Below are 24,577 nucleotides of genomic sequence, written 5' to 3' on the forward strand. Positions count from 1 at the left end.
CTAAATCCAAGATATTTAGTAATGGCGTTTTGAAGAAGGATTTATCGTTTAATTTGTTGAAGAATGTATCTAGCAGGAAATGACGCTAGAAGCATAGATGCAGGAGGAATGATGGTGATGCAGGTGAGACCGGAATATGAAGATTTTCCATTAAAGGCATATGACAAGATCAGGTATGCAGATACGGATCGGCAGGGACATGTAAATAACGCATTGTTTTCAACCTTCCTGGAAACGGGGAGAACGGAGCTTCTGTATGCAAAGGAGCCGCTGCATGCTGAAAACGCCTCGTTTGTCATAGCTAGTCTGAAGCTGGATTTACTTTCTGAAATACGATGGCCTGGGACAGTGGAAATCGGCAGTGCCATCACAAGAGTTGGCAACAGTTCTTTTTCATTATTTCAGGGAATCTATCAAAATGGAAAGCTTGCTGCGGTGGCCGAAACTGTCATCGTGCAAATGGACGAGCACACTAGAAAGTCTGCGCCACTTTCCTCTGAAACAAAAGGGCAATTAAAGCAGTATTTAGTGGAAATAGAAAAATAGACGCGGGGACGGGCGGAACCATCCCGATACTTAGGAGTGATTATTGTGGAATTGAATGATGTGATCCATGGGCACCGATCGATTCGGGAATATGAAGATAGGGAAATCAGTCAAGAATTGCTCAACAAAATTTTAGGGGCGGGTATTCGTGCCTCTTCAAGTGGCAATATGCAAACCTATTCGATCATTGTCACGAAAGACAAAGAACTTAAGAAAAAGTTATACAATGCTCATATGGAGCAATCGATGGTTGTTGATGCTCCTATCCTTCTAACTTTTTGTGCAGATTTTAATAGAATGAGAAAATGGCTTGCGCTCAATGATGCACCTGTCCATTTTGATAATTATATGAGCTTCATGATTGGGGCGATTGATGCAACCCTGGCCTCACAAAACTGTGCTTTGGCAGCTGAAAATGAGGGACTGGGCATTTGCTATATGGGCTCTACGCTTGCAAATTGTGATCAAATTGGTGAACTGCTGAACTTACCGCCAAATGTCGTACCCGTTGTTGGTTTTTCATTAGGCTATCCAGCGGAAAACCCTGCCCCGCGTGACCGGCTGCCAATGCAGGGGCTTGTTCACTACGATCAGTATCAGGATTATTCAGATGAAGAGATTCAGGAAATCTATCAAGATCGTAACGAAAAGGGATGGAACCGCTACATGGCCGTCCCAAAACTTAAAGAAATGACAGAAGAATTAGGACTGAAAAATCTGGCGCAGATTTATACGAAGGCCAAGTATACGAAGGAATCGCATCAGGGATTTTCACAAACAGTGCTGAACTATCTAGAGAGACAAAACTTCATGAATAATGAATGAAAAACAAAATGAAATACCATCTGATAAAAAGCGTCTCAACCTGTTGATTTCACTAGGTTAAGACGTTTTTAATTATTAAATGCGCTATAGAAAAACCGTCCCAGTGTCTCCTGCAACCTATCTGTTAAGTACATCACCCAAACCAATTGCATAGGATATTCTGATTAACTGGGGAGGGATAGACAAAAATGTACTATGTTCCAAATGGTTATTTTAATCCATATTATGGACCGAGTTATTATGATGGAAGACAGTCTGGTCAGTGGGCCTACCCTTATGGAGCGCAGCAGGTGAACGGTTATCTTGGATACCGCTATCCTAACGGGAATGGAATGATTCCTTTAGCGGATTATGGGCCCAATCCATATGTGGTGAACATCAATGAAGCGACAAAGCAAAACAGCACATATCGTACGGCGTTATGGACAGGAACGCATTTACAAGTCACGTTAATGAGCATCGATGTTGGCGGTGATATCGGTTTGGAAATGCATCCTGATGTGGATCAATTTTTACGGATAGAGCAAGGCCAGGGGATGGTTCAGATGGGCCAGAGTAAAGAAAACCTGACCTTTCAAAGCCCAGTCGTGGACGATTCTGCGATCATGATTCCAGCCGGAACATGGCATAATGTGACTAATACCGGAAATACTCCGTTGAAGCTTTACTCCATCTATGCGCCTCCTAACCATCCATTCGGAACTGTCCACGTGACGAAAGCCGATGCCATGGCGAGTGAAGGCGGAGGTAACGGCAATGGAAATACCGTTGTTTTTGGCAAGACTCCAGATGAATGGGTTCAGCACACGGAGTTTTTAGTGCAGGAAGGATTAGAGGACGTGAAAAGAGGGATCAATGCTACGCATATTCTTCAAGAATTCATCCTAATGGGCGTCCTGGTAGGGAAGGGATACACTCCTGAAAAAGCCTATGAAACAGTTGAAGAATGGGAGCGTACAGGAGAATCGAAGCTTCTTCAGGCGAGCAAGAATATGTAGGGATGAGGCATGAAAAAAGCAAAGGGTACTTCCCTTTGCTTCACTTTTTCATAATCTTATCGTTTTTAACCGTGCATTGACTTCTTTCAAATCGAATTCTTCGGGATCAAAGTCATCGTTAAATTTAAAGAAATCTTCCTCGCATTCTGGATGTGATTGTCCGTCCTTAGTCACGAGTGACTGGTACTTAGAGATGCCTCCGCAGTTTTCAGGTGGACAGGCTCGTTTTCCTGTCAGGCAAACGGGATGTTCAAGCTTTTGGGGACTCTCTTCAATTTTTTCAACCAGGATGGTATGCTCCCAATTATCGCCGAAATCATAGGTATAAGTGAATTTGAACTTTAACCCGGTTATCCATTTGTTTAGCTGTTCTTTCTTGGAGTCTGCTTTTTCACGGAAACTAGGGAGGAAGAAACCGAATTCGTCTTCGGATTCGGGAACTTCAATAAGGACATTGTCGATTTCAAAACTGTATAAATGATCGTTATCCCAACCCATGGCGGCTTGGATCACTTCATGCAGCTTATGGAATTTGATGTTTGCTGGGACCAGGATCCTCCGCCAAATAGGCGGCCGTGCCCCTTTTAAGGAAACTTTCAATTGATAAGTGTCCGTTTTTTTGCTGGCTCTGCCGATTCGCTTCCAAGTTTTCCTTTCGGGTTCACCATCCAGCTCCGGAAGCATCGATTCAATTTTACGAAGTTGTTGGTCCAGCTCTTTCTGGACGGAAGGACTAAGATTCTTGAATGAATCTAATGAGCGGATGTTCAGCAAATAATCTTTCAGAAGCTCTTGTTTGTTCATATTCGGCCTCCTCTGTATTGTTTCTGCAACAAAGATGGTTATTTACCATTATATTCTTAGTTATAGAATATAATGGTTTCTTATTCTACGCCATTCAAAAGGGAGATGGAGATAGAAAACTCGGGGAGATAGCAGCTAGTGGGCGCACCATGTCTGATAGATAGACAAGGGGAGGGTCTGGTGTTCCGGAGAGAATCAGGGCCTATTTTTAACAGGACCAGGAGGGAGGCGTGAGAATTCTATGGTATCACTCCCATCTGAAAAATAAACGGAAGAATTCCGCTTAAATTGGAAAGAACTCTAATTTTCCTAAAAATAAGGGTCGTTTTTCCGTCTATTTCATCCAAATCGCTGAATTTTGTCTTATTTTCATCAGTTAACCGGAATCTCTCCTCTTATTTGACCTCATTCAGCACCCTCTATGAACAATAGCCGGAAAATCTCCGCTTATGAACTTGCAAAGCTACATCAAAATCGTCCATGAATGATAACAGGCATTGACAAAGGAAAAAAAATCAGTTATCCTTAATTCAAGATACTTTAATTCAAGATAAGTTACTCAGCGCAGAGGAGGGGAAGAATGAAGGATATTTTAAAGAGGATCAATGAACTTGCTCAAAAGAAAAAGAATGAGGGATTAACAGAGAGTGAAATCGCTGAAATGAAAACATTGCGGCAAAAGTACCTGGAAATTTTCCGCGGTTCGATGCAGGAGCTTCTGTTGAACACAACGGTTGTTGACCCTGAAGGAGCAGATGTGACTCCTGAAAAATTGCGAACGGAACAGGCGAGGAATAGAAAGAAGGCAATCTGGTCGTCAGGAAATTAGTTATTGACAATACGTCAGGAAATTAGTTATTGACACTACAATAGATTTCATGTTAAATTTATCTCGAATTAAAAATAAATGAATTCAAGATAATATTTTTTTAAATTAATATCTCGAAATCGAGATAAAAAACAGGGGGAATTTTAAAATGGCAAAATGGACAGTGGATCAAGCACACTCAGCAATTGGATTTGAAGTAAAACATATGATGGTATCAAAGGTGAAAGGCCAATTTGAATCTTACACAGCAGATGTTGAAGCAGCAGACCTGACAGATTTAACAACGGCTTCAATCGCATTTAAAATTGATGTTGCCAGCATTGACACACGCAATGAAGACCGTGACAATCACTTGAAATCAGCAGACTTCTTCGATGTTGAGAATAACCCGACGATGGATTTCAAATCCACTAGCATCACAAAAGACGGTGATGACTACAAAGTGACTGGTGATTTAACAATCAAGGATGTAACCAAGCCAGTAACTTTTGATGTGGAGTTTGGCGGTAAAGGCACGAACCCATGGGGTGTAGAAGTTTACGGGTTTGAAGCAGAAGCAAAAATCAACCGTGAAGAATTCGGTCTTACTTGGAATGCAGCATTAGAAACTGGCGGCGTTCTAGTAGGAAAAGACATCAAAATCAAAGTGGAATTAGAAGTGAACCCAGCTCAATAAATCATTTCAAACCTTAGTGGTTTTGCTGGATTCGTATGGAATCCAGCATGGCCATTGGCAAGGAGAATGGAAATGGAACTGCAAAAAAATGAGTTAAAAGCCGTTACAGTGATCATTCGTGCCGCTCAGGCCATCCAGGAAGTGATTCGGAAAGATGCAGCGAAATTCGGCTTGAATCCAACAGAATTCTCTGTGTTGGAGCTTTTGTACCATAGAGGGGAACAGCCTATACAGGTGATTGGAAAAAAGGTCCTGATCTCAAGCGGCAGCATTACTTATGTGATCGATAAATTGGAGCAAAAAAACTATGTGAAACGCAGGGGGTGCCCGGAGGATAGGCGCGTAACCTATGCGGTGATCACGACTGAGGGGATAGCATTGATGGATGATATTTTCCCGCAGCATGAATTAGAAATAAAAGAGGTTTTTTCGGACCTGGATGCCGGCGAAGTTAATCAGACCATTTCATTATTAAAAAGAATCGGTTACCGTGCGAAAAACTGTTGAATATAAATTTTTTTAAATAAATATCTCGAATTCGAGATAAATACAGGAGGATATTAGATGATGGATTTAGGATTGTTAATTATAAGATTGGTGATTGGTATTTTGTTTATTGGACATGGCGCACAAAAGCTTTTTGGCTGGTTTGGAGGGTATGGATTAAAGGGAACGGGTGGCTGGTTTGATTCGATCGGCATGAAGCCGGGTGTAACCATGGCGCTTTTCGCGGGATTAGCTGAACTGATTGGGGGAATATTACTAGGTGCAGGATTTTTAACTCCACTTGCAGCCCTGATGATTGCAGGAACCATGCTGATGGCGATTATTAAGGTGCACGCACCAAATGGTTTGTGGTCCACTGCGAATGGTTATGAATATAACTTAACGTTGATTGCTGTGACTGTCGGACTAGCGCTAATTGGACCTGGTAAATACGCCATAGATGCGATTTTATAATCTTTTATCTTGAAATCAAGATTTTAAAAGGAGTGGAAAATAATGAGCAAAAAGACAATGGGAATTCATCATATTACCGCAATTGTTGGCCATCCTCAGGAAAACGTCGATTTCTACGCTGGTGTATTGGGTTTGCGTATGGTGAAGCAAACGGTCAATTTTGATGATCCGCAAACGTATCATCTTTATTTCGGGAACTCAGGCGGAAAGCCGGGAACCATCATCACCTTCTTCCCATGGGCAGGAGCAAGCCAGGGAGTCGTTGGTGACGGCCAGGTAGGAGTGACATCCTATGTGGTACCAAAGGGTGCGATGGATTTTTGGAAAAAGCGACTGGAAAAATTCAATATTTCATACACAATGATGGAACGTTTTGGGGAGCAATATCTCGAATTTGATGATCCCCATGGTCTTCATCTGGAGATCGTTGAGAGAGAAGAAGGAGAACTCAATGATTGGAGCTTCGGTGAGGTTACACCTGAAGTGGCGATTAAAGGATTCGGCGGTGCCACTCTATTATCGACCAAACCGGAAAAAACGGCTGAACTGCTGGAAAAAGTAATGGGCCTTGAGCTTGTAAGCAAGGAAGGAGATTTCATCCGCTTCCGTTCTTCAGCAGACATCGGAAATGTCATCGACCTGAAGTTGACCCCAATTGGACGCGGGGTGATGGGTGTTGGAACGGTTCACCACATTGCCTGGAGAGCAGTCGATGACGAGGACCAGCTGGATTGGCAGAAATACGTGGCAGCCAATGGATATGGTGTCACTCCTGTACAGGACAGAAACTACTTCAACGCGATTTATTTTAGAGAGCACGGGGAAATCCTTTTTGAAATTGCGACCGATCCTCCGGGATTTGCACATGATGAAGATCAGGAAACAATGGGAGAACAATTGATGCTGCCTGAGCAATATGAACAGTATCGAAGCCAAATCGAGAGAGGTTTAATTCCGATTGAAGTCAGAAAGTTGGATTGAATCTAACAGAGAGGATGATGACTATGCTGTCAATTAATCCTGCCGATCTTTCCGAGAGGGACAATTACAAATTCCTGATTGGAAGCATCATTCCCAGGCCGATTGCCTTCGTCACGACCATGTCCAAGGATGGGGTATTGAATGGAGCGCCATTCAGCTACTTCAATATTGTTTCTTCCAATCCGCCGATGATTTCCTTGTCCATTCAGCGGTCAGGCGGGAACCAGAAGGATACAGGAAGGAACATCCTTGAGTCAGGAGAGTTTGTGGTTCATATTGTTGACGAGCATAATGTTGAAAAAATAAACCAGACTGCCGCAAGCCTGCCTTCTGATCAGAGCGAGGTGCAGTTGGCCAAGTTAACTCCGGCAGACAGCGTGAAGGTTGCTGTGCCTGGTGTGAAGGAAGCGAAAATCAGGATGGAATGCGTGCTCGAACAGGCGCTGGAATTAGGCGGAGGAGATACGCCAGGCTGTGATTTTATCATTGGAAAAGTCGTTCAGTTTCATATTGAGGAAAACATATATGAGAATGGAAGGATTGATCCGGAGGGACTGGCTGCTGTAAGCCGGCTGGCTGGAAACTATTACGCGAAAATCGGGGAGATTTTTGAAATACAAAGGCCGAAGTAGACTCCCAAGAGGAAAGGGTGAAGAGGAATGCAGAAAACAGCAGGTATCCACCATATTACCGCGATGGTAAACGATGCGCAAAGGAATATTGATTTTTATGCAGGCGTACTTGGGTTAAGACTTGTGAAGAAAACAATCAACTTTGACCGCCCTGAAGTGTATCATCTTTATTTTGCCAATGAAAGCGGGGATCCGGGAACTGTCATCACCTTTTTTCCATGGGCGAACCAGCAGAAAGGCCGAATCGGCACGGGACAGGTCGGGGTGACTAGCTATGTCATTCCAACTGGTTCTCTTTCTTTTTGGAAGGAACGGTTGAGACGGTTTGGCGTCAGGTTCATCCAGAATGTCCGGTATGGAGAAAACTATTTGCAATTCCAGGATCCAGACGGACTGGAACTGGAACTGGTCGAACGAGATGAAGGTCCCGTAAATAGCTGGAGCTTCGGAGGAGTTACTCCTGATGTTGCGATCAAAGGGTTTGGCGGAGCGACATTGATTTCGGCCCAGCCTCATAAAACAGCAGAGGTGCTGGAGGGGATCCTCGGACTAAAGAATATTGGCCAGGAAGAAAACTTCCTAAGGTTCAAATCAGCAGCTGAGATTGGCAATACCATCGATATCAAGCTCACTCCGTCCGTCCGTGGATTGATGGGAGCAGGAACGGTCCACCATATCGCATGGAGAGCGAAGGATGAAGAGGAGCATAAAAGGTGGAGAGAGCTTCTCGTGGAGAAAGGCTATTATCCAACAGAGATTCTTGACCGGAATTACTTCAAAGCTTTGTATTTCCACGAAGGCGGGGGCATTCTGTTTGAAATAGCGACCGATCCACCAGGTTTTACAGTGGATGAACCAATGGATGCTTTAGGTGAAAAATTGATGCTGCCATCGTGGCTGGAATCAAGACGGGAAGAATTTGAGGAAATGCTGCCAAAGGTAGAAGCTCGTGTTTTGAAGGGAGATAAATAATGAAACATATATTCAATAAGGGAAAGGTCCCGACAAAACCAACATTGTTATTGTTTCACGGCACAGGAGGCAATGAACTGGATCTGCTGCCTCTTGCCGGAATGATCGATGATGAAGCATCAGTATTAAGTGTCCGCGGGAACGTCTTGGAAAACGGAATGCCTCGATTTTTCCGCAGACTGGCGGAGGGTGTTTTCGATGAGCAGGATCTGATTTTCCGCACAAAGGAATTGAATGAATTCCTTGATGAAGCAGCAGAAAAGTACGGCTTTGACCGCGACAATGTGATTGCCGTCGGCTATTCAAATGGGGCGAATATCGCAGCAAGCCTGCTATTCCACTATCAGAATGCATTGAAAGGCGCCATTCTCCATCACCCAATGGTTCCAAGGAGGGGCATTGACCTGCCAGAACTGACAGGAACATCGGTATTCATTGCGGCTGGAACAAACGACCCGATCTGCTCGCCGCAGGAGTCAGAAGAGTTGAAGTCCCTACTGGAAAAAGCCAGTGCGGATGTAGAGCTTCATTGGGAGAATAGAGGGCATCAGTTGACCCAGCAGGAAGTGCAAGCAGCGGCTAAGTGGTATCATGAGAGATTCTAATAAAAAGTGTGGGGGCGGTTCCTTAGGGGGAACCGTCCCTTTGTTATGAATAGAGGCATTATAGGTACGATAAAGGGAAGATGCCCAAAGCTGTCAAGAAAGTGTGGTTATTGTGACAGCTTTCAGGTAGCAGAGCTTAAAGCTGTCAAGAAAACTTGGTTATTGTGACAGCTTTCAGGTGGCAGGGCCCAAAGCTGTCAAGAAACGGTGTTTATTGTGACAGCTTTCAGGTAGCAGGGCCCAAAGCTGTCAAGAAACCGTGATTATTGTGACAGCTTTCATGGAGCAGAGCCCAAAGCTGTCAAGAAACCGTGGTTATTGTGACAGCTTTTAGGGGCTAGCGTCCAAAGTTGTCAAGAAACCGTGGTTATTGTGACAGCTTTCAGGTAGCAGGGCCCAAAGCTGTCAAGAAACGGTGGTTATTGTGACAGCTTTCAGGTGGCAGGGCCCAAAGCTGTCAAGAAACCGTGATTATTGTGACAGCTTTCAGGGGGTAGGGCCCAAAGCTGTCAAGAAACCGTGGTTATTGTGACAGCTTTCAGGTAGCAGGGCCCAAAGCTGTCAAGAAACCGTGATTATTGTGACAGCTTTCAGGTAACAGCGCCCAAAGCTGTCAAGAAACGGTGTTTATTGTGACAGCTTTCATGGAGCAGAGCCCAAAGTTGTCAAGAAAGCCCCGTTATTATGACAGGTTTGAAGGTTCAGAGGCCAAAGCTGTCAAGAAAAGCTCGTTATTGTGACAGGTTTGAAGGTGTAGAAGCAAAAGCTGTCAAGAAAGTGCTGATGATGGTCGTTTAGTGCTGATAAGGACTTGAACAATAATAAAGTCTCTTCTCATAACTATTTCAGTTCCTGGATGAGACGCGAGAACCGTCCCCAAGTCTCAAAGTCTCAGCAAGTCTCATCAAAAAAGAGGTTAAAAGACTCAAAATGATATAGAGGGATTTATATCTTAGTTTTCTATAGTGTTAATATGATATAGTAAATTTAGTAACAGGTACTATAAGTTAGTTGTAAAAAGTTTTCAGGATTGGATTTCGGTTTTTTAAACAAACTTTATTCGTCATGGAGGGTGTACTTTGCTAACTAACCATTTAGATTTCAGACTTGAACCAAAGGTCAGGGAGTTATATGAGGAGCACAAAAAGAGGGCGGAAAAAATTGACTGGGGCTATCATGAATTTCTGCCATGGGACAAGGCTCAGGATTTCAGGCGTGTTCCCTGGGAAGAAAGCCAGGTGACACTGCCCGGATCTGTTATCACCGCTGTTGAAACAGCTCTTTTAACGGAAGTGAATCTGCCGTGGTTTACTTCTTATCTGGATCAGACCTTCAAAGGATCTTTAACGGTCATCAAGGATTTTGTCCATACCTGGACAGCAGAAGAGGACCAGCATTCAAACCTGCTGGAAACGTATCTATTAATTACTCGGAATGTCAATCCAGACCGGCTTCACCAACTACATAAGCAAACCGTTGAAAATGGCTGGAACCCTGACTTCCATACGCCATTTGAGACGATGGTTTATACCTCTTTGCAGGAGCTGGCCACCATGGTCTTTTATAATAATGTGGCAAAGGTAGCGGGTCCTCATGATCGGGATTTATCAAGCCTGCTGCGCCGCCTGGCAAAGGATGAGACCTTGCATTATGCCTTTTACCGGGATGTCATTAAATATCATCTGCAATTGGAGCCTAATTACTGCTACTACCTGGGGAATGTCATCATGAACTTCAAAATGCCTGGTGCCATCATGCCTGACTTTGAAGACCGCATGTCCATCATTGCCAAAGAAGCCAATTACGGCCCGCTCGAGTATTTTGATCAGGTACTTGATGTCATTGTAGACTACTGGGAAATTGAAAAGCTGCGGCCGATCGCGCCAGAAGCTGAAAAAGCAAGGCTTGATATCCTGAAGTATCATGCCCGCTTAAAAAGAGTGAGGGACAGGTTTTATAAGACAAAGTGATATGTTGGATTAGCGAGGGAGACATGGGGAGGATTCCCATGTCTCGTCGAAATAAAAAAAGACCATCGAAATGGCCTTTTCCCTGCATCATAGGTAATTTTTTAAAGTCTCTTTAAGGGTCCCTCTTGTTTCTGTATCTTTTTCAAAAAGAATACCTCCATGGACCATTTTTCTTACAAGGTCTGGTCGGAGTCCGGTGAGAATGCCTTTGCAGCCCATCATGGCCACACCAGTCAGGATCTTTTGGAAGTAGTCGATAACATCCTTATCCATCATGGCTACACCGGATAGGTCGATCACTAAGTTTTGGAACCTTGTGTTAGCAATTTCATTTAAGACTTTCTCTTCAATGATTCGAATTCTAAAAGAGTCAATTGTGCCAATTAGAGGCAGAACTGAAACAGTCTCACTTACTGGAATGATTGGGACAGACAAATGTTCGACCATTTCTCTTTGCTTATGGAGCATTTGATCTTTATATTTTGAGTAACTGAGAAAGAAGTTGTTCAGAAATTGGTCTATTTGTTCGTTTATGAATTCTTCCATTTCATAAAAATCTTTTTTTCCATCAGTCAGGTTCTTTTCTTCATCAATATCCCCAATTATCTGCCAAAAAGTTCTTCTGATTGCTTGAACCCATTCTAATTTTAAAGACAGAGTTAGAGAATGTCCTGCCCAGGCAATTCCCTCCTCCTCTGCAAAAGCGATTAAATCTTTTTCATTTTGATCAATTATGAAGAAAATTAACTTCCTGGCGTTTTTTAAAAGGTCAATGTTCCCTTTTTCTAAAATCTCCGTGATTTTCCCTGAAACATTAACTGCTTGAGAGAGCAAATTCCCTTCAAATATTTCACCTTTATCATTAAAGTAGATTTTTATTTCTTCTCTTAAATCATCTATGTTATTCAATTTACTTACCCCCAAAGTAATAACGTTACAACTGATATCATTTACCCTTTCTGCGGATTTATAAACCGAATTACCTAAAAAAACGGAAAAATGTTTCTGATTCTCAAAGGTTAGGGAAAATGCACCAAATACTGCTGTACTACAAGGGGGTGGTTCCGTTGTCTCGTGAATTGCAAGTGACAAAAAACTTTAGGCTAGAACGTCGTTTCTAAAATAAATAACCTAAATATTGAAGAAAACGTCGTATAATTATTATCGAAGGTTGATCATTCGACATTTATATCCTTATTATTGAAAAATGGGTGCTGGTCAACATTGATTATCATCACAAAAAATTCCCGTGATTTAGGAAGAAGGAGCGGCATATGGAACTGGAGAAGACTAGGGTGGAATCTAACCAAAAACCGGTGCTTCAAAGATATTTGTTTCCTATTACAATTATATCCTCAATACTAATTTCAGGATCCACCGGCTATCTAGCCAGTCAAATAGCTATCGACAATAGTGTAAGTACCTCAACAGAGCCAAAGGCTATAAAGAACCAAGTAGATGAAGCTAGGAATCATTCGTTAAAAGTAATAGAAACTGAACTGCCGAAAATAATTAGCGATCTAGAAAAATACAATGAGGATATAGATTTAATATTTGAAAATGTTGAGTTGTTAAAAGAAAATTTAGCCCCTATAAAGGATACAATAGGCGGATTTGGAACAGCAATTACCGTCGTGAGAGGGGTCAACACTTTGGTTGGTCATCCTGCAATAACTAAAGTAAGTACTGATTTAGCTTTTCTACAGATTAAACTTGCTGAAATTGATAACATACTTTTTCGTTTGAATAACTTAACAGTTATTCAACAAGAGATAAGTGATTCTCATAAGAAATTAACTTTATTATTCGAAGAATATCAAAAAGAAAAAAGCAATGATCTGTTATATCAAATTGAACAAGAGTTAAACTCGAACTTGATTTATCAGATTGAGGATTTAAAAAATTATACTATAGAGGCTCATAAAGCTCTTGAACTGTCTTCAAGTGTTTTACTTACAGTAAACAAAGCGGAATCCCTTCTTGTTTCATTACAGGAAATGGCTAATGATACGCTAAATGCAATTCAGTTTTGGAAAGAAGATGAAGTCAGCTCTAAAATTGAGGTGGAAAGTTTAGAAAAAGATTTAGTAGCTTCTAAAAAGAAGATTCAAAAGCTGCCTGATGAATTAGCTAAGCGATCCAAGAGTAGTATTACGTCCATAAGCATTGTTCAAAAAGAGTTACAGACTATAAAGATGGCAGAAATGCTCAGTAGTGAGTAAAGGGGGATAACCCTCTTTTTTTTGTTTGGGAGCACGGGAAGATGATTAGTTTTTGAAGGATATGGTATGTCTCTATGCTTCTCTAGTTAGTTTCTAGATAGCTGCCTTCCTTCCAATTCTGGGACATGATAAGGTACAATATAGCTCTATACTAACTAAACAGATGAAGAACGGAGATGTTTTACACGGAACTGCCATGTAACAACCCTTCCGTGCCGGATTGATTTGCACTAGAAATGACCCTATGACAACTCAGAAAAGTGAGTGTGGTGAGAGTATGATCGATATCAGCAAAATCATTCAAGGGAAGAATCTGACGGAATTGGAAGTTCAATTAGTACAGTATATCGTGGTTAACATTGATAACGTTTTGCAGATGGGTGTCCGCAGGATTGCAAAGGAGAATTTCACTTCTCCCGCTACGGTGATCCGGTTGTCAAAGAAGTTGGGCTATGCGGGCTTTGTGGATATGTATTATCAGCTTTTGCCTCTTGTGAAAAAGGCTGATTTACCGCAAAGCGGAATGATCGAGGATTACCTTGAAATCAGTGAGAAAGATTTTTTGAACCACAATTCGTTGGAGGAGATCCAAACATTCATTAACAATGTATTAAATCTTCGTCAGCGCTATATCTTTATTTATGCTACCGGTTTTTCGTCCATTGCAGCTGAGTACTTGTATAAAAAATTATTGGTACTGGGAAGAAAAACAATCGTGGCAAGTGGCAGTGATTCTATTGGCGTATTTGAAAATAATTTGGAAGATATAGGCGCTCTTGTCGTGATTTCAAAATCTGGGGAAACACAGCTGATCCTGGACAAATTGCAAGCAGCCAAAGAGCATAACATTTTTACCGTATCGTTCACGAAAGAAACGGAAAATCGGATTGCTATGCTTTCAAATTTGAACTTCAAAATTACTGACCACAATAAACTGGATGACCGGAATATGCTGCCAAACAGCTTTTTCCCCAGTTTGCTCCTGATGTTTGAATTTATCGTAAAGAAATATGTTGAATCGATGATCAAAAAAGACCAGAACCAGTGAAACGTGTTTCAATCCATGAAACACGTTTTTTATATGGCTGAACCTGTCGACGGTAAAGCGTTTACATTGTATTCTAAACCTATTAAAAAATTGAATATATACACAGGAAAGGGGAAGGCGAAATGAAGAAGAGAATAATGGAAGCTATGCAGCGCTTTTCAAAAGCAATGTTCATTCCTATACTTATTTTGCCAATTGAAGGTATTTTAATTGCTTTCGGTAATTTATTTACCAATCCAAGACTATTGGAGGTCCTCCCGTTTTTGGATAATCCGATTACCACTGGATTCGGTACGATCCTGACTGGATCATTGGTTTCAATTTTGACCAATTTAGGGCTCATTTTTGCCGTAGGTATTGCCATTGGGCTGGCGAATAAAGAAAAAGCAATCGCCGGATTTACCTCGTTATTAGGGTATTTAGTGTTTGTTAATGCCATGAATCGTTTCATGCAGATCAGCGGGATTCTTCATGAAGGGGAATCATTGCAAGGGACGGGACAAACCATGGTCCTTGGTGTACAAGTCCTCGATATGGGTGTGTTCCTGGGACTCATTCTCGGTATTGTAACCGCTATCGTTCACAATCGATTTATTGATACAGAGTTTAAAGGTGCATTTCAGATTTACGGTGGATCACGCTTTGTTTTTATCGTATTAATTCCAGTTGTTATCTTGTTGTCCGTTGCGCTTACATTCATCTGGCCGTTTTTCCAATCAGGTATTACGGGTCTTGGGTCGCTAATCCAGAATAGCGGCAGCTTCGGAATCTTCCTGTATGGAGCATTGGAACGCCTGTTGATCCCAACTGGGCTGCACCACTTGATCTATACACCATTCTTGTATACCTCCCTGGGCGGTGTCGCCGAAGTTGGCGGACAAGTATTCGAAGGGGCAAGGAACATTTATTATGCTGAAATCATCGATCCAAATGTAAAAGAGCTTTCCGCAAGCGTCGTTTGGGATGCGCGTGGTATTTCGAAAATGTTCGGTTTAATTGGTGCATGTTTGGCCATGTATCATATGGCAAAGCCAGAGAACAAAGGCAAGGCAAAGGCAATCTTAATTCCTGCTGCAGTCACATCGTTCATTGCCGGTGTCACTGAGCCAATCGAATTTTCATTCTTGTTTGTCGCACCAGTGTTGTTCGTGGTACACGCTGTCTTGAGCGGTTTAGGAATGGTATTGTTCGATTTGCTTAATGTCAGAGCGATTGGACCGAATGGAATGATCGACTTCTTGCTGTTTAACGTACCGCTGGGTATTGAAAAGACACATTGGCCGACTTACATCTTAATCGGTTTGATGTCCTTCGCAGCATATTATGTGGCATTCCGTTTCTTGATCCAGAAATTCAACTTCAAAACGATCGGACGAGAAGATGAAGGTGCAGAAACAAAGTTGTATTCGAAGGAAGATTACAAAGAAAAGAAAAGTAAGGGAACTGCGCCAACGCCCGAACAACAAGGAAATGTTGGACTCGCTCCAGTAATAGTCGACGCTTTAGGCGGGGCACAGAATATTAAGACTGTTACGAACTGCTACACAAGACTTCGCTTGACAGTAGAGCAGCCGGAGAAAGTGGACGCAGATGTACTGAAACAACAAACAGGAGCAAGTGGAGTCATCATTAAAGACGAAAATGTCCAGGTTGTTTACGGCCTGCAGGTGACCAACATACGCAAAGATGTCGAAAGCTTTTTAGGATTAGAAACGAACTAACATCTCAGAGTTACAGATTTTAAGAAGGGAATGAATAAGATGAAAAAATTCTCAGTTGTTATTGCAGGTGGAGGTAGTACCTATACACCGGGAATTGTCATGATGCTATTGGACAATCTGGATCGCTTCCCGCTTAGAAAGTTGAAATTATACGATAATGACGGCGCGAGGCAGGCTGTCTTGGGAGAGGCGCTAGACATTGTCATGAAGGAGAAAGCGCCAGATATAGAATACAGTTTTACAACTGACCCGGAAGAAGCGTTCACGGATGTTGACTTCTGTTTCGCCCATATCCGTACCGGAAAATATGAAATGCGCGAGAAAGATGAAAAAATTCCGCTAAAACATGGTGTCGTAGGCCAGGAAACATGCGGACCAGGCGGAATTGCATATGGAATGAGAAGCATCGGGGATATGGTCGAAATGATTGACCTGATGGAAAAGTATTCACCGGACTGCTGGATGTTGAACTACTCCAATCCTGCTGCCATTGTAGCGGAAGCTTGCCGGGTTCTTCGCCCAAATTCAAAGGTGCTGAACATTTGTGATATGCCTGTAGGAACACTGCGCAGGATTTCATACATCATCGGCAAAGAGCCAAGTGATTTGGAAGTGCGATACTTCGGATTGAACCATTTCGGCTGGTGGACAAGCATAAAAGACAAAGAAGGCAACGAATACCTGCCTCAAATCCGCGATTATGTGGCGGAGAATGGCTATCTTACTCAAAAAGAAGTCGACACCCAGCATACAGATGCAAGCTGGCAGGATACGCATAAAAAAGCAAAAGACCTGTTGGCGGTTGACCCAAGATTCTTGCCGAACACCTATTTAAAATATTACCTATATCCTGATTATGTGGTCGAACATTCAAATCCGGAATTCACCAGGGCTAATGAAGTCATTGCCGGCAGAGAAAAGACCGTATTTTCAACGGCTAGAACTATCGTTGAAAGAGGTACAGCAGAAGGCTGTGAATTTGAGATGGGTGCCCATGCAACATTCGTCGTCGATCTTGCACGCGCGATTGCCTTCAACACGCATGAAAGAATGCTGCTGATCGTTGAAAACAACGGAGCCATCGCCAACTTTGATGACGATGCCATGGTAGAAGTACCGTGTATTGTTGGAAGCAATGGTCCAGAGCCATTGAGCCAGGGGAAGATTCCTGCATTCCAAAGAGCCCTGATGTACCAGCAGGTTACAGTCGAAAAATTAGTCGTCGAAGCCTATATCGAAGGCAGCTATCAAAAATTGTGGCAGGCACTGACACTTTCAAAAACAGTCCCAAGCGCACAAGTAGCAAAAGAGATTTTAGACGATTTAATTGAAGCAAATAGAGGGTATTGGCCGGAATTGAATTAGATAGTATTAGAAAAAGCGAAAAACGCCAGCGTTTTTCGCTTTTTTTATTGGGTATAAGACTATGATTCTACTACGTTGATGAAGACATGAATGATCCAAAGTGGGTGAATTTATTGTTTCGGCTTCTTGATCGATATTTTTTTTAATAGGTTCCTTCCAGCTAACAACGCAATATATAAAGAAATTGTGACTAGTAATATTGCATAAAAGTCTCGTCTAGCAAGGTAAGTTGTAGAGTGAAGCCCTTTTATAGTTAAGTGAGCAAGCAGGTAGGAGATAGGCAATAGAATCATTTTTTCTAGTCCATTTCTTATTTTTTCATTCTTACGGAATATGGCCAATCCAATTCCACAAATAAGTAAAAATCCTATAGCAAATATCACATAGTAGCTTAAAACTAGCCGAGGTAACGTAATGACAGAACCATCTGTTATTGGATCTCCATAAATTAAAATATTTTCACTTCCATCGGTATTGTAATAATAGATTGAAGCGACCGTTTCTCCATTCGGGTTCAAGACAGTATTTTCTAGGTTGTTTTTGCTTATTTTCTGGTGCCAAATCGTTTCCCATGTAGTTATATCATAGACATAACCTGAATTGTCTGCTGCTGGATTTTGTTCTACATGGAATCCGGAGACTTCTTCACTAAAATTCAAAAGTACCGTTCCGTCATCCTTTTCAATGATCGAAACCGCATTTTCATTATAAGAAATGTATGCTGGCTCTGTCAGATAAGCCATTGTAACCAATGTAAAAACCAATGTTACCATGACTGAAAGAATAATCGTTTGCAGCTTTTCCCTTCGCAATGTATTTTGTATATTTCTTAAGGGAGCTATATCGGTATCTATTGGCAGTTCTTCAAGCGTCCTCATTTCTTCAAGTCGTTTTTTGCAGTCTTCACAAGAAGCTATATGTTCTTCAACGAGATCTCTAGTATCTTGACTTGCCATATTCTCGACATATAACGGCAGTATATCCCTAATCATATTACAGCTAATTTTCATCGATAATCCCCCAATCGTGCTTTAATCTTTTCTCTAGCACGGTGATAAGTAATACAAGCCCAGTTATCACTTTTTGCATACAATTTGCCAATTTGCTTAAATGACAGTTCTCCAAATACACGGAGCGTAAAGACTTTTTTATAAGGCTCTTTTAAATTCTGGATAATTTCATGTACCTTCATGGACGCTTCCGAAGTGGTTATTTCTTGTTCTACATTGTCTTCACTTGCTGATTCTGGAAGTGACTCCAAATCTACAAAGCTTTTTTTCTTACGCAAGTAAGAGTAATAACTGTTTTTGGCAATTTGGCATAACCAAACACGGATATCACTATCCCCTCTGAAACTGTCTAGCGATGTTAATGCCTTCATAAAAGTTTCTGAAGTGATATCTTCAGCGATATGCTGATCGCCAGACAAACTATACACATATAAAAAAACATCTTTAAAGTATTTATTATAAATATCCTCAAGCTGTGTCACCATCTCCCCCCCTTACATATAAGACGCGATAAACTTAAATATCTTACAATAATATAAGAAATATTTTACAAAATACGCCCGGTCTTTTTTCTTCTGCCATAATTATTGGAAATCCTGTAGTTAATACTCCTGCCCGTGTATCTCTTTATAATAATCAGGGGCCATTTTTCCTCCACATCGTTCACAATGAAATTGGTCTAGTTTAAGTGAAATATATTCTTTATCCTAACTAATATCTTATTACCAAGCGATCTTTAACAATAATAAACAATGCGAATAGTGAATCTTTACACTTAAACTAAACTGCCTCTTTGCTTCAATAAAAAGTTCAACAAAAAAGAGCTTTAATCCATCCAGGATTAAAGCACTTTTTTGTTGAACTACAGAATAGAATCTTCACTAAGATATAGCCAGAATGGATAGATATATACATAGAGCTGATGAAGATAATAAGATGACAGAAGTTAAACGGTTCCTCCTCAGTTTAATTCCATATGCACAAAAAAAGATAGCGGCGGCTAATTTGGAGAAACTTTGATAATAAGCATTATTTGCAAAAGTTGCACTGCTAAAAATTATTGAAATAAGCAAAGTTATAGAGATTAAGATTTTAAACCATAAAGGCTCTTTTAGGAATTGTTTAATCATAAATTTAACCCGCAGCATGCTTATAACTCCTCTTTGAGGAACTTTTGATATTAGTTAAGATATGGTGAATTTTACAAAATAGAACTTCCCTTGATGTAAGGTCGAACATTGAAATGCGACAAGGGGACGGTTCGAAGCCACTGAAAAACACTTCCAGTTAAGTGGAAATGATGATTTTGGACAATAAAAAAGAAAACCTTCTTAAATTTGATATAATTGAATCGACCAAGAACCAATTATACAAGAGAAAGAAGGTTTTCTTTTTATGCTTAAAGACAAAGATATGCAGTTAAGCATCTACTCCGTATTATACAATAAAATCCCCGAAAATCATAAGCTGAAATTGCTTAAAGACGTGGTAGATTTTAGTTTCATCAATGACAAACTCGAAAAATCCTATTGTAAGTACTATGGCCGACCTGCAAAAGAGCCGGAGCTTATGGTTAAACTTTTAGTGCTGCAATACCTCTATAATCTATCCGATGAACAGGTAATCGAAGAAGCTTCATTAAACCTGGCTTTCATGTACTTCCTCGGTATTAATCCAGAGGACGATTTGCCCCATCCAAGTCTATTGGCTAAATTTCGCAAGCATAAATTAGAAGGCAATCTTACGATTGATGAGATCATCGTTGAAATCAATAAACAAGGTGTGGAAAAAGGAATCCTAAAATCATCTGGGATAAGCATTGATACAACCCATTCAGAGGCCAACACCTTTAAATGTACCGCAGAAAGAGTTATGAAAAGACTGGCGAAAAAGATCTTTAAGACCGTAGAGGAAGAGTGTGGCGAAGTTCCGAAGGAAATCAATCAAGATATTCCCGACTATAAAGAAATCGAAGATCATAAAGAAGCCAAAGCGACAATGAAATCCTATCTTGAAGAAACCATTTCAAATGTAGAAGAACATCTAGAATCAGAAAACATCCCAAAAACCAAGAGATTACTAGAGAATGCGAAAGAAATCTTACAGGACCCTAAATTTATTGAACAAAAAGGGGTTCGCTCTATTGTGGACCAGGACGCCAGAGTTGGTCATAAGAGTAAGACATCCCATTTCTTTGGATATAAGACTGAATTTATGATCACAACCGAAGACCGTATTATTACAGCTGTACATGTAGGGAATGGCGCCTATGTGGATGGGGAAAAGTTTGATCAGTTATTGGAGCTAACGAAAAAAAGTGGAATGACAATAGACGAAGTCTATGGGGATAAAGCCTATTTCAGAAAGCCAATATTGGACAAAATTAAGGAAGCGGGAGCCAAGCCATACATACCAGTAAGTGAAATGGCTTATAAAATTGACGAGGATTTATATAGCTATAACAAAGATTCTGATGAATGGTTTTGTGTACAGGGCAATCAAACAGTAAGGAAAGTTCACCAAAAGAAAAAAAGCGGTAAGCAATCCTACAAGTATTATTTTGAAAGGGAAAAATGCAGAGTATGTCCACTCCGGGATCAATGCGTCAAAGGAACCAGAGTAGGAAGAATATTGGACGTTGGAATCAACACCCCAGAATTCTATGGATACAGCCAGGAACAAAAGACGGATGAGTTCAAAGTAAAATATAAGAAAAGAGCTTGTCAGGAATGGAAGAACGGGGAAATGAAAAACTTCCACGGGTTAGATCGTGCCAGAGGGTACGGTCTAAAAAGCATGGGCTTACAAGCAAAATTAACCGCATTGGCGGTAAACTTAAAGAGGATAGCGAAAATCCTATCCTCTAATAAGTCTGTTTCCACACGATTTATTGTCATTTATTTCAAAATACCAAATGAAAATCTTCATTTTCTGGAAGCATCCTAGAAATGGAGATTTCCTTTTGGAAAAAAGGGCACTTTTTCAGTGGTCTCGAACCGTCTCTCTGTCTCCAAGAAATTGACCAGCTGCAGAAATTATTGACAATGAAGGCGGGAGAATATCGTTAAAGTTTAAGTCTAGAGGAAGAAAGGTTGGTTACAACTTAATTGAATTATTAAAAGTGGATGGGTTATCATCCACTTTTTTCTATCATTTGACCGGAGTATTCAATTTATAAGTATCGTACAAAAGGTGATCTAATTTACTTGTCCAGCGTAATCCTGAGACTTCAGGAAGCAAATCCCGATGATCTCCCCAATTTAAAATATGTACATCTTGAATCTCAACCGGGATAGATGAAAGACTTTTGGAGTTGTAAGCAGGTTTATGGACATTGATTAGGAGCTTTTCAGCCAAATCTATTTCATAAGACCACTGTTCTTCATCTGGAGTCTTTTCACCGGATAAACGACCAGCATATATTTTTAAATGGTTTGAATCGTTTGTGTCCCACCAATTTTCTTGGGATACCCTTTTTCCGATTGTTTGATAGTCGGCTTTCCCTATATACAATAAAGCATCCTTTCCGTAAACCATATGCTTTCCGTATATCTGATAAATTCCATAATCGAGCGAATCATCATTTAAGAGATGTAGCTCTTTTAAGGTGTAAGGACCCTGCCAATCTATTTGAATTAGATTAACTGTTTTGTTTTGCATATTTGTCCTCTTTTCTATGAATTTTGCTTTTTACAAGTCCGTTCGAGATAGAGACAGGAATCCATAAGAACAATTTGTTAGAAGTGAAGCACCCTGGTACTTAGAGAAGAGGGAAGATTCCACTATCTCAAAATAATCTTCACATTCACAAGCCACTTGAATAGTCCAAATAGATGACATTCGCCCTTTAGTTATCCAAAAGATAGTATTTTTTAAATTCTTTAATCATCTCAGTTTGAACCCATTCTCTTTTTGCTTTTTGTTGTGGACATGGGTGATAGCAAAATAACTCTTTCCTTGTTTGATGGTCTTTCTGGGAGGAATATAAGGCAATTCGGTTAGTTCCTGATAATTTCTTTATAATATGTTTTTTACGGTTATTGATGGATGCCCCACTTTCAACAGACCACGCTGTCCAAATCCATGGGAAACTTTCAAGTGGAGGGAGTGGTGAGTGTAAATATGATTGATAGCGAGAGTCTTGAAGAAGCCCAGAATAAGTGCGGATTGCCTCATTTGATTTTCCCCAACGATAGTTGAATAGATTATAAATATGTAAAATACCATCCAATTCAGGATTAGATGTAGAGAGAATATGGTGTATAGACTTCATTGTAGGATCCATTTCCAGTTCACCGGATTGTGAAAATTCTTCCCCGCTTTCACATCTATGAATAAAAGAATCCCAATCTGTATTGTTTGCAAGTCGCGAACTGCCAGGATTCAACATCATCACTAATCCGATGGTTTTTTGAGAGTCTCCCCATTGAAGATAGGAATCTGAACGAAAAATCTTTGAGTCAAACGCATGAAAAGTTCCTGAGGCTTTTACAATCATCCTTATCTCTCCAAACTATTTACGGATATTTCCTTCATTGATGGTCTATCATTGAAACTAGTTAATTCCAACTCTGGCAATCTGCCTCGATGTACTTCTTTTACTAATCCAATAATTATTAGTTGTTGTAAAAATTTGAGTAATTCCTTGTTGTTACCATCATGTATATTCACCAACTCCAATAATATAGATTGATCTTTGACTGTTAATCCGAAGTCTGTTTCAAGTGTTTTTAAAATGTCTCGCTTCACTTCTTTCGGGACACCTAATATTTTATATTCAGGTATTAGCTTTGCAAACTTTGCATTTAGATACTTATGGAATCCATATTGATTTATTCCATTATAATTTGTAGTAGATTTTGGCTTTAACAACTCAACGATGATAAATCTTGAAAAAGCATCTTCATATACAGAAGCAGGCTCACCTCTATTTCCCCAATTAGATAAAATGATACGCCCTCTTCGTAAAAGTAGCCCGTTTTGAAGAAGAGTGAAAAATAACGAACAGCCAATTACTGAACTGTCATTATCCCTATGTTCACTCCATTTGTAGTCTGTCACGATAGTTATATTCTGTGGCAATGATAATGTTCTATTGGGTAATAAGATCATTAATTTATATAATAGATTGTCCACAAGATTCTGGTTGATTGACAAATCGCTAGATAAAACTTTACTATGGTCCGAATGTTTGTTTGTTCCATATTTCTCGACATAACGATTGGGATTTAGGTCCCGATAGGCCATATGTTCAGAATATGCCGCCCTTTCTTTAAACCAACTCATAAAAAGCCCCTTTCTTTTTATCAGTATTTTTTATTCTCACATTTTTCCATATTTTAATTATAAAGGAAGGATATCTACACAGGAAGAATTAAATTACAGAAAGTCTCTCCCATTTAAATGTTCACAAAAACGCCACAATCCTACGATTCCCACCCTGTCCTTTCCACCCTTTCATCCATATATAAAGGGTGAAAGGGTGGTGCATTAGCATGACAATTAAATCGGCGGTTGTTGAGAGTTTTGGGGAGTATTCACAGTTTGGTTCGTTGAAGGAGTTTAACAATCATTTTGAGATGTGGATGGCGGATAAGAAGCGTTTTTTCAGTAAGGGGGAGTTGATTGGTTTGAAGCGGCTGGCTCGTTTTGCTGCAAAGGTTCCTGGGGTGGCGAATGCGAAGATCGGGACGGTCCTTAAGGCGATTTATGAGGAGTATGGGGAGATGGGGATTTCACGTTCTACTTTTAAAAGGATGATTCTGAAGGCTAGTGAGATTGGTATTTTCACTGTTTATGAAACTGCGCGCAAGAACGGCTCACAGTCTAGCAACCTGTATATATTCAATCGTTTCCCGATGAATGAACTACCGGATGGCGATCAATTGAGCCACCAATATAAAACTATCATTCCTTCTGAAACTAACATGAAAAAGAATAATAAACGTGAAGAAAAGGCTGCTGGAGAACAATCATCCAAAATTCAGGAGGTAAAACCCCTTGCTGAACAAGCACCGGAAGATCATCTTTTTGTCAGTGACCGGGTTCCAAGTGATTTCGTCAATCTTGTAAAATACTTCTACCCAACCTCAAAGTCGATCGAGGAATTCTGGCGGATGAGCATGGTCTCTGCATATCGGAACAACTATGAAAAAGACACGGATCTCCTGTTATCACTGTCCGTTGACTCCTTCAAGCAGCTCGTCCGGAAGCTTAAGTCGAAGGTGGAAGTGAAGAATCCGATTGCTTATTTTACTGGGATCTTGAATAAGAAGTTCCAGGAGCGTTATTTTGGGGAGCTTTATGAGATGAAGGTTTGTTAAGATGTATAGTTGTATTAGGGAGAACCCAAACATTATTATAAAATGGAGACGGATTGCGAATCTGGAGTCATATAATAAAACATCTTATTA

General features: G+C 40.6%; 25 protein-coding genes. 18 read left to right on the forward strand and 7 right to left on the reverse strand.

Translation table 11 applies throughout. The features are described from left to right. The first annotated feature begins 117 nt into the window (after positions 1–117). The 3 genes from RH061_RS02680 (at position 118) to RH061_RS02690 (ending at position 2,369) form a co-directional block, all read left to right on the forward strand. On the forward strand, positions 118–546 hold the full coding sequence (locus tag RH061_RS02680; protein WP_311073748.1) for an acyl-CoA thioesterase: 429 nt from the start codon (positions 118–120) through the stop codon (positions 544–546). A gap of 45 nt (positions 547–591) precedes the next feature. Next, on the forward strand, positions 592–1,371 hold the full coding sequence (locus RH061_RS02685) for a nitroreductase family protein (protein ID WP_311073750.1): 780 nt from the start codon (positions 592–594) through the stop codon (positions 1,369–1,371). 188 nt (positions 1,372–1,559) lie between these two features. Next, positions 1,560–2,369 carry a cupin domain-containing protein gene (locus RH061_RS02690; RefSeq protein WP_311073751.1) on the forward strand — a complete coding sequence of 270 codons (810 nt, stop codon included), beginning with the start codon at positions 1,560–1,562 and terminating at the stop codon, positions 2,367–2,369. 48 nt (positions 2,370–2,417) lie between these two features. Here RH061_RS02690 and RH061_RS02695 read toward each other — a convergent pair whose 3' ends face one another. Then, on the reverse strand, positions 2,418–3,173 hold the full coding sequence (locus RH061_RS02695) for a plasmid pRiA4b ORF-3 family protein (RefSeq protein WP_311073752.1): 756 nt from the start codon (positions 3,171–3,173) through the stop codon (positions 2,418–2,420). Positions 3,174–3,753: 580 nt separating this feature from the next. Between RH061_RS02695 and RH061_RS02700 the strand changes: the two genes are divergently transcribed. The 9 genes from RH061_RS02700 (at position 3,754) to RH061_RS02740 (ending at position 10,798) form a co-directional block, all read left to right on the forward strand. Further along, positions 3,754–4,002, forward strand: coding sequence for a DUF896 domain-containing protein (locus RH061_RS02700; RefSeq protein WP_311073754.1), 249 nt, complete (start codon positions 3,754–3,756; stop codon positions 4,000–4,002). A 148-nt stretch (positions 4,003–4,150) separates the two neighbouring features. Further along, complete coding sequence (locus RH061_RS02705) at positions 4,151–4,678, forward strand: YceI family protein (RefSeq protein ID WP_311073756.1); 528 nt, start codon at positions 4,151–4,153, stop codon at positions 4,676–4,678. Between the two features lie 72 nt (positions 4,679–4,750). After that, on the forward strand, positions 4,751–5,185 hold the full coding sequence (locus RH061_RS02710; protein ID WP_311073758.1) for a MarR family winged helix-turn-helix transcriptional regulator: 435 nt from the start codon (positions 4,751–4,753) through the stop codon (positions 5,183–5,185). A gap of 57 nt (positions 5,186–5,242) precedes the next feature. After that, positions 5,243–5,638 (forward strand): DoxX family protein, encoded by a 396-nt coding sequence (locus tag RH061_RS02715; protein ID WP_311073762.1) that lies wholly within the window; start codon positions 5,243–5,245, stop codon positions 5,636–5,638. Between the two features lie 42 nt (positions 5,639–5,680). Beyond that, entirely contained in the window at positions 5,681–6,619 is a 939-nt protein-coding gene (locus RH061_RS02720; RefSeq protein WP_311073763.1) for a ring-cleaving dioxygenase, read from the forward strand. A gap of 23 nt (positions 6,620–6,642) precedes the next feature. After that, entirely contained in the window at positions 6,643–7,251 is a 609-nt protein-coding gene (locus RH061_RS02725) for a flavin reductase family protein (RefSeq protein ID WP_311073764.1), read from the forward strand. A 27-nt stretch (positions 7,252–7,278) separates the two neighbouring features. Then, entirely contained in the window at positions 7,279–8,223 is a 945-nt protein-coding gene (locus RH061_RS02730) for a ring-cleaving dioxygenase (RefSeq protein WP_311073766.1), read from the forward strand. Then, positions 8,223–8,828 carry an alpha/beta hydrolase gene (locus RH061_RS02735; RefSeq protein ID WP_311073768.1) on the forward strand — a complete coding sequence of 202 codons (606 nt, stop codon included), beginning with the start codon at positions 8,223–8,225 and terminating at the stop codon, positions 8,826–8,828. The genes RH061_RS02730 and RH061_RS02735 overlap by 1 nt, the downstream gene beginning before the upstream one ends. A gap of 1,079 nt (positions 8,829–9,907) precedes the next feature. After that, positions 9,908–10,798 (forward strand): acyl-ACP desaturase, encoded by an 891-nt coding sequence (locus tag RH061_RS02740; RefSeq protein WP_311073769.1) that lies wholly within the window; start codon positions 9,908–9,910, stop codon positions 10,796–10,798. Positions 10,799–10,885: 87 nt separating this feature from the next. Here the strand turns inward: RH061_RS02740 and RH061_RS02745 are convergent, their stop codons facing one another. Next, the gene (locus RH061_RS02745) at positions 10,886–11,707 is read right to left on the reverse strand and encodes an STAS domain-containing protein (RefSeq protein ID WP_311073771.1); all 822 of its coding nucleotides are present in this window, start codon (positions 11,705–11,707) and stop codon (positions 10,886–10,888) included. A gap of 365 nt (positions 11,708–12,072) precedes the next feature. Between RH061_RS02745 and RH061_RS02750 the strand changes: the two genes are divergently transcribed. From RH061_RS02750 to RH061_RS02765, 4 genes are all read left to right on the forward strand, one after another. Then, complete coding sequence (locus RH061_RS02750; RefSeq protein WP_311073772.1) at positions 12,073–13,020, forward strand: hypothetical protein; 948 nt, start codon at positions 12,073–12,075, stop codon at positions 13,018–13,020. A 277-nt stretch (positions 13,021–13,297) separates the two neighbouring features. Next, positions 13,298–14,068 carry a MurR/RpiR family transcriptional regulator gene (locus RH061_RS02755; RefSeq protein ID WP_311073773.1) on the forward strand — a complete coding sequence of 257 codons (771 nt, stop codon included), beginning with the start codon at positions 13,298–13,300 and terminating at the stop codon, positions 14,066–14,068. Positions 14,069–14,190: 122 nt separating this feature from the next. Next, complete coding sequence (locus RH061_RS02760; RefSeq protein WP_311073775.1) at positions 14,191–15,789, forward strand: PTS transporter subunit EIIC; 1,599 nt, start codon at positions 14,191–14,193, stop codon at positions 15,787–15,789. 39 nt (positions 15,790–15,828) lie between these two features. Continuing rightward, a complete protein-coding gene (locus RH061_RS02765) occupies positions 15,829–17,154 on the forward strand; it encodes a 6-phospho-alpha-glucosidase (protein WP_311073777.1) in 1,326 nt (441 codons plus the stop codon). A gap of 110 nt (positions 17,155–17,264) precedes the next feature. Here the strand turns inward: RH061_RS02765 and RH061_RS02770 are convergent, their stop codons facing one another. Both RH061_RS02770 and RH061_RS02775 read right to left on the reverse strand, forming a co-directional pair. Then, complete coding sequence (locus RH061_RS02770) at positions 17,265–18,164, reverse strand: anti-sigma factor family protein (protein ID WP_311073778.1); 900 nt, start codon at positions 18,162–18,164, stop codon at positions 17,265–17,267. Beyond that, positions 18,161–18,649 (reverse strand): RNA polymerase sigma factor, encoded by a 489-nt coding sequence (locus tag RH061_RS02775; protein WP_311073779.1) that lies wholly within the window; start codon positions 18,647–18,649, stop codon positions 18,161–18,163. Before RH061_RS02775 ends, RH061_RS02770 begins: the two co-directional genes overlap by 4 nt. A 910-nt stretch (positions 18,650–19,559) precedes the next feature. Between RH061_RS02775 and RH061_RS02780 the strand changes: the two genes are divergently transcribed. Further along, positions 19,560–21,110, forward strand: coding sequence for an IS1182 family transposase (locus RH061_RS02780; protein ID WP_311072822.1), 1,551 nt, complete (start codon positions 19,560–19,562; stop codon positions 21,108–21,110). A 204-nt stretch (positions 21,111–21,314) separates the two neighbouring features. Here RH061_RS02780 and RH061_RS02785 read toward each other — a convergent pair whose 3' ends face one another. The 3 genes from RH061_RS02785 to RH061_RS02795 all read right to left on the reverse strand — a co-directional run bounded on the left by RH061_RS02785 (position 21,315) and on the right by RH061_RS02795 (position 23,450). Then, positions 21,315–21,824, reverse strand: a complete 510-nt coding sequence (locus tag RH061_RS02785) for a GIY-YIG nuclease family protein (protein WP_311073780.1) — start codon at positions 21,822–21,824, stop codon at positions 21,315–21,317. Positions 21,825–22,011: 187 nt separating this feature from the next. After that, the gene (locus RH061_RS02790; RefSeq protein WP_311073781.1) at positions 22,012–22,662 is read right to left on the reverse strand and encodes a hypothetical protein; all 651 of its coding nucleotides are present in this window, start codon (positions 22,660–22,662) and stop codon (positions 22,012–22,014) included. Positions 22,663–22,664: 2 nt separating this feature from the next. Next, on the reverse strand, positions 22,665–23,450 hold the full coding sequence (locus RH061_RS02795; protein WP_311073783.1) for a hypothetical protein: 786 nt from the start codon (positions 23,448–23,450) through the stop codon (positions 22,665–22,667). 209 nt (positions 23,451–23,659) lie between these two features. Here RH061_RS02795 and RH061_RS02800 point away from each other — a divergent pair, with 209 nt between their 5' ends. Then, complete coding sequence (locus tag RH061_RS02800; protein ID WP_311073785.1) at positions 23,660–24,487, forward strand: hypothetical protein; 828 nt, start codon at positions 23,660–23,662, stop codon at positions 24,485–24,487. The last annotated feature ends 90 nt before the right edge of the window (positions 24,488–24,577 follow it).

The organism is Mesobacillus jeotgali, from assembly GCF_031759225.1.
GTDB lineage: Bacteria > Bacillota > Bacilli > Bacillales > Cytobacillaceae > Mesobacillus > Mesobacillus jeotgali_B.